Source organism: Arthrobacter sp. 2MCAF14, from assembly GCF_052115645.1.
Taxonomy (GTDB): domain Bacteria; phylum Actinomycetota; class Actinomycetes; order Actinomycetales; family Micrococcaceae; genus Arthrobacter.
In genome coordinates this window covers 1-5,804 of record NZ_JBFRHB010000077.1, presented here as the reverse complement: position 1 = coordinate 5,804, position 5,804 = coordinate 1, and the positions used below count along the sequence as shown (strand labels likewise).

General features: G+C 63.8%; 6 protein-coding genes. 4 read left to right on the top strand and 2 right to left on the bottom strand.

What is annotated here, in order from left to right; all coding sequences use genetic code 11:
• On the bottom strand, window positions 1-219 hold a 219-nt coding region (locus AB4074_RS24415; protein WP_441415694.1), incomplete at its 3' end, for an alcohol dehydrogenase catalytic domain-containing protein.
• A gap of 313 nt (window positions 220-532) precedes the next feature.
• Here AB4074_RS24415 and AB4074_RS24410 point away from each other — a divergent pair.
• Genes AB4074_RS24410 through AB4074_RS24395 form a run of 4 tightly spaced genes read left to right on the top strand, consistent with a single transcriptional unit; the run spans window position 533 to window position 4,626 of the window.
• Window positions 533-1,471 (top strand): ATP-binding cassette domain-containing protein, encoded by a 939-nt coding sequence (locus tag AB4074_RS24410; protein WP_441415693.1) that lies wholly within the window; start codon window positions 533-535, stop codon window positions 1,469-1,471.
• On the top strand, window positions 1,468-2,577 hold the full coding sequence (locus AB4074_RS24405; protein WP_441415692.1) for an ABC transporter permease: 1,110 nt from the start codon (window positions 1,468-1,470) through the stop codon (window positions 2,575-2,577). Before AB4074_RS24410 ends, AB4074_RS24405 begins: the two co-directional genes overlap by 4 nt.
• A complete protein-coding gene (locus tag AB4074_RS24400; RefSeq protein ID WP_441415691.1) occupies window positions 2,577-3,677 on the top strand; it encodes an ABC transporter permease in 1,101 nt (366 codons plus the stop codon). The genes AB4074_RS24405 and AB4074_RS24400 overlap by 1 nt, the downstream gene beginning before the upstream one ends.
• 46 nt (window positions 3,678-3,723) lie before the next feature.
• Window positions 3,724-4,626 carry a pyridoxal-phosphate dependent enzyme gene (locus AB4074_RS24395; RefSeq protein ID WP_441415690.1) on the top strand — a complete coding sequence of 301 codons (903 nt, stop codon included), beginning with the start codon at window positions 3,724-3,726 and terminating at the stop codon, window positions 4,624-4,626.
• Window positions 4,627-4,640: 14 nt separating this feature from the next.
• Here the strand turns inward: AB4074_RS24395 and AB4074_RS24390 are convergent, their stop codons facing one another.
• The gene (locus AB4074_RS24390; protein ID WP_441415689.1) at window positions 4,641-5,567 is read right to left on the bottom strand and encodes a LysR family transcriptional regulator; all 927 of its coding nucleotides are present in this window, start codon (window positions 5,565-5,567) and stop codon (window positions 4,641-4,643) included.
• Between the last annotated feature and the right edge of the window lie 237 nt (window positions 5,568-5,804).

The window sequence follows — 5,804 nt, the reverse complement described above, 5'->3', positions numbered from 1 at the left end:
GGCCACCACTTCGCCCACGCCTTCATGGCCGGGCACGAACGGCGGCGAGGGCTTGACCGGCCAGTCGCCCTCCGCGGCGTGCAGGTCCGTGTGGCAGACCCCGGTGGTCATGACCTTGACCAGCGCTTCGCCCCGGCCTGGAACAGGAATGGGAAGGGACTGGATCTGAAGGTCTTTACCGAATTCAGTTACTACGGCTGCTTGCATTGTCGTCGTCATTGGCGAAATCCTTGCGTCGTTGAAGTGTTGAGCAAATGGAGCATTATTTTTGGGCGCCGGGGCCGAAACCCAACCATCGCGAGACCCCGTTGCGAGCAGGTCGATGGAGCGTTGGCCTCAGCCTAGGGGCGGGAGGGTTGCGAGCAGGTTGCAGCCTTGTGAGTCAGTTCACATGCACCAACTTCGAAGAGTCAGCCGGGCCGCTTGTATTTTGTTCGGCACCGCCCCATCATGGAGCCGTGACGCCGCCAAATGAGTCTGCGCATCGGATCGCGACCGCGTTCCTGCTCCCGCTGTTCGGGGAGGAAAAGGCATGACTGAAACGGCCATTGAGCTCATAGGCGTGACAAAGCGATTCGGTTCCCTCACCGCCGTCGACGACCTCAGCCTGCAGGTTGAACGCGGGGAGATTTTCGGTCTTCTCGGGCCCAACGGCTCCGGCAAAACGACCACCATCGACATCATCAGCGGCCTCAGCCGCCCAAGCTCCGGCGCGGTCAGGGTCCTGGGCATCGACCTGCTGAAGGATCCGCGCAGGATCCGGCGCTCGCTCGGGACGGTACCGCAGGAGAACGCGCTTTACGAGGAACTCACGGCCGATGCCAACCTCCGGTTTCATGCCGACCTCTTCGACGTGCCCAAGCATGGTCTCGATAGGAAGATCACCTCGCTACTTGAGCTTGCGCAGTTGGCGGAACGCCGGAAGAGCCGCGTTTCCACCTTCTCCGGTGGCATGAAACGACGCCTCGCCCTGGTCCGGGCCCTCCTCCACGAACCCGAACTGCTCTACTTCGACGAACCGACCCTCGGAGTCGACGTACAAAGCAGGCATGCCCTTTGGGACCGGATCCTCGAACTCAAGGATCATGGCACCACCGTACTCATCACGAGCAACTACCTTGAGGAAGCCAACGTCTTGTGCGATCGCCTTGCCATCATCGACCGCGGACGGCTGGTGGCGCTCGATTCGCCATCCAAGCTGCGGCGCAGCTTCGGTGACACGGTGCTTGAAATGCGCACACATCCTGCTCCGGGCGAGGACATCGTTCGGAGGGTCCTTGCGCTCCCCGGCGTTGTCTCGGCAGTTGCTTCCGACGGCTCGCTGAAGGTCACTGTGGAGAGTGGTGCCGACGTCACCGGCAAGGTCGTGACGGAAGTAGTCGGATCCATGAGCCTGGAGGAAATCCAGAGCCGCGAACCGAGCCTCGACGAGGTCTTCCTGAGCCTGACGGGCAAGGAGCTCCGGGAATGAGCCTCCGCCGTGACCTGCGTGTGGTCCGGGCCGTGGCGGCGACGGACATCCGGCTCACCCTCCGGGAGCCGTTGTTCGCGATCATCGGCGTCCTGATCCCGATCAACTTTTTGCTTCTCTTCCTGCTCTTCGCGATCAGCGGCGGCCAAGCACCGATCGCCGTCGTGATGAATGACCACGGACCGCTGGCGGAACGTTTCGTCCAGGCCATGGACGGCGCGCATTCGTTCATCATCCACACCGCAACGCCGTCCGATGCAGAACGGGAGATCCGCTCCGGCAGCATTGTCGCCGTCGTGACCGTGCCACAAGAGTTCGACGCCGCCCTCGCCGCCGGAGCGCGAATCGAGATTCCGGTGGAAGTCAACAACTTGAACGTCGACTTCACGAACGACATCCGTAGGGCGGTGCCCCTGTCCATCACGTCCTTCTACGCGGACGCCTTCCCCGATCAGGTGGTGGTGACAGCCCGCGAATCCGACGTCCAAGCCCAGGACACGGGCTACATTCCGTATCTCGCCGTGAGCATCATGGTTGCCGGCCTGATGCTCGCATCCCAACTGCAAGGCAGCGTCAATACCGCGCGGGACTACGAACTCGGGACCATCAAGGAACTCGCGCTGGCGCCTGTGAGCCGTTTGACCATCGGGGTGGGCAAGGTCCTGGGGGCCGCAGTCCTCGCGGCGGCGTCCGCGCTGCTGCTACTCGCCGTCGTGGTCCTTTTTATCGGGGTCCATCCGCTCCATCCCTTCGAGGTGTTGGGCTTCGGACTCCTGATTCTGGCGGCGTTCCTCGCCCTCGGTGTCCTGGTCGGGACTCTGGTCCGCCGGAGGCAACAGGCAATCCCCTTATCCATCGCGGCCGTCCTTCCTCTGTTCTTCTTGAGCGGACCGTTCGGGCCGGCGAACTGGCTGGGCGCCATCCCTGGAGGGATCGCCGCGATATCGCCTCTCACGTATGCGATCGCCGCCTTCCAGCACGCCTTCCACGGTTACCAGACGGCCCCGCAAGGCCTGGCTGTGGACGCCATCGTGCTGGCAGCCTTCAGCTTGGCGGCCATCGGGTGCGCGGCCTTCGTGTTCGGCCGGCGGGGGGCGAGGCACTGATGGCCGCCGGCCGTGCGGTGCTCGCCATCGCGGCGAAAGACATCCTGACCTGGTTCCGGACGCCGTCGGCGATTCTGGCCAGCCTGCTGCCGCCTGTCGCGTTCCTGCTGATCATCTTTGTGGTGGCCGGGGCGGTCGGCCGGAACCCGGTCGCACTGGTGGTTGAGGACAGCGGGCCGCAGGCCCAGCGACTCGTCTCGATCCTTGAGGGCTCGGACGCGTTCCGCGTCCAACGGGCCGACCCCGTTGAAGCCACCCACCTCCTGGACACGCTCCAAGTCGCGGCGGTCATTACCGTACCCGCCACGTTCGACGACGACTACCGGGCACAGCGGCCCGACCCCGTCAGCGTGCGGATCAACAACCTGAACCTCGACTTCACGAACGATCTGCGCCGTTCAGTTCCGGCTGCCATTACCAACTTTTATGCCGGCCAGCCGGCCACGCCGATCATGGTCGGCGTGGCCGAATCGGACCTGAGGCCGCACGACGTCGACCTGGTCCAGTTTCAGCTCGTGCCGATCCTCGTGCTCCTACTCACGATCATGGGGATCGTCAATGGCGGGTTGGCCGCCGCCCGCGAGTTCGAAGACCTGACCATCAAGGCGCTGTTGCTCTCGCCGATCGGCCGCGGGTCGCTGATCGCCGGCAAGATCCTGGCGTGCTGGGTAACAACCATGCTCGTGGCGGCGGTTGTCCTGGTCCTGTCGTTCGCCTTTGGGGTCCTCCGGCCTGCCGGCTGGTTTTGGTTGCCGGCGCTGGCCGCGATTGGACTGATCGCGCTGGCCGCCGCTGGGCTCGGCACGGCTTTGGGTGGTGCGCTGCGGCGCTTCTCAGCCGTTGCCGGGGCCGGCATCAACCTTTCGATCTACCTGTTTTTCCTCAGCGGAGGAATCAGTGTTGCGGCGTTCTTGCCGGATTGGATCCAGGCCATTGCGCACTTCACACCGACGTTTTACGGGGTGGATGCCTTGGAGGCCGCGATTTTCTACCAGTCGACCGACAATCTGGGCCGGGACCTCGCGGTGCTGCTAGCGACGGCCGCGGTCGGGCTCGCTTTGGGAACGGTGTCCCTTCGGCGGCGGCTCGTCGCCGACTAGCTTTCGCCGTCCGCCCGTTCCCGCGACCTTTGAGACGAAGCTAAGGATGGAAAAGAAGATGCAATTCTTTATACGGCCGACCCCGGTAGAAGCGGTACCCAGGCTAGCTGCGGCCCTCGGCATCCCACGAGATCGGTTGGTCTTCAAACGCGATGACCTGATGGGCCTTGCGGGCGGTGGCAACAAGGTGCGTAAGCTCGAAATCATGATGGCGGACGCTGTAAAGCACGGTTCGCGCGTCATCGTCACCACTGGCGCTCAGCAAAGCAATCACGCGCGGCTCACGGCTGCCGCGGGAGCTCGCCTTGGAATGCACGTGATACTCGTACTTGCGGGAGCACGCCCGGAAAAACTCACTGGCAACCTTCTGCTCGATCAAATCCTGGGCGCTGAGCTTGTATTCGCCGGGACCTCGGAAACTGAAAGCATCGCCGCAGAATTAGCGAGCGAACGGGACGCGTTTCGGATACCTTTCGGCGGAACGAACGCACGCAGCGCGGAGGCGTATCGGCAAGCGGGAATGGAGCTGCTCGAGCAGGTACCTGATCTGGGGAGCGTCACCGTGGCAGTAGGCTCCGGCGGGACGATGGCTGGCCTGGTCGCAGCCATCGGAGCGGAGCGCGTACTCGGTGTTGACTCTGGAGCGCTCAAAGATGCGCGAGCCGCCGTCGCACGCCTCATCGACGAGATGGGCTTTGCCAGCGGCGCGCTTCGCATTGATGAAGAGCAGGTCGGCGCCGGATACGAATACCTCACAGAGGCGGCACGAGAAGCGATACATCTGACCGCTCGGATGGAAGGCATTATCCTCGATCCGACATATACCGGGCGCGCCATGGCCGGCTTAATCAGCGCAGCACGCCACCATCGTCTACCGGAAGGCACAGCAGTGTTTCTCCATACAGGCGGGCTGCCAGGTCTTTTCGGCAACGACCAAATCCAGTCCTAGGGGTGCGAAACCCATCACGCTTGCTTTCCAATGGTTTGGGGCCAGTGGGTTTCGGTCGGCGGTATTCGCCACCCAGCCGCCGAGGCACCGTCGATCAACGTTCGGATCGCGCTCGTAACCATAGGCCGCGTGTCATCCGCGCGGTGCAGCAGATCCCAAGCCCACAGCGGTACCGGGGACGTGACAGGCCGACGGGTCAACGTGGGTGGCATCGGCGCGGCATGACGTTTGGGCGACTGGAGCACTGGCCGCCTCAGACGGGCCACGTGCTCGAAGAACGCGGGTCCGGTTATGCCACCGTCGTCGATGTGTGTGACGGACGCGCCACTGGCCTGCGCGAGGGCCAAGGCGTAGCGGTTCCACGAGTCCCAGGACGCTTCGTCGACATCGACGAGGACCGTGAGTTCGGCTGCTGGCACACTGTCGTGACGAGCCGCGTGGTGCGTGCCTGGCATGACCGCTTGCAGTCGCTCGTACTTTAAAAGCTCGGCGGCCAGGTCCTGCCGCACCACGTCGGCCTCCTCAATCCACGCGATGGCGAGATCGAGGCTGCCTTCGGCCACCCGCGCTGCCTGAGTGTGTGATGGCAGGACCCACTCGTCGAGACGGATCCGAAGGTTGGGCATTGTCGCGATCCCTGGGGGAAGCCAACTGACATAGCCCAGCCGCAACGGCAATTGTCGGTCGCCGTTGCGAGCCCGATCGAACGCTCGTGCGGCAGCGGCCAAGACCTCCCGGGCATCAGTCAGGAACTCGCTGCCGGCGGGCGTCAACTCGACGTGCCTGCGATCACGGATGAGGAGCCGAGTCCCGAGCTCGCGCTCGAGGTTGATGATCTGCTGGGAGAGCGACGGCCCGGCAATGTGAAGCCGCTCTGCGGCTCGACCGAAATGCAGCTCCTCGGCGACAGCGACGAAGTAGGTGAGCTGCCGGAGTTCCACGGGTTGATTGTACGCCGGGATGACCGGTGAGAGGCGGGGCCTACCAGTGTTCGGATACAAGTCGTGGACCGCAGACGGGCACTCGGGTTGACTGACTCGAAAATGGATGGTGAGTGGTTTCAGGTTGCTGCGGCGGTCTGATGGATGGGGTCGAATCGGACGGTGAGGCCGAGTGCGTTGGCTTGTTTGGTGATGCGGCGCATGACGTTGGCGGGCTCGCGTCGGGTGAAGTGGTCA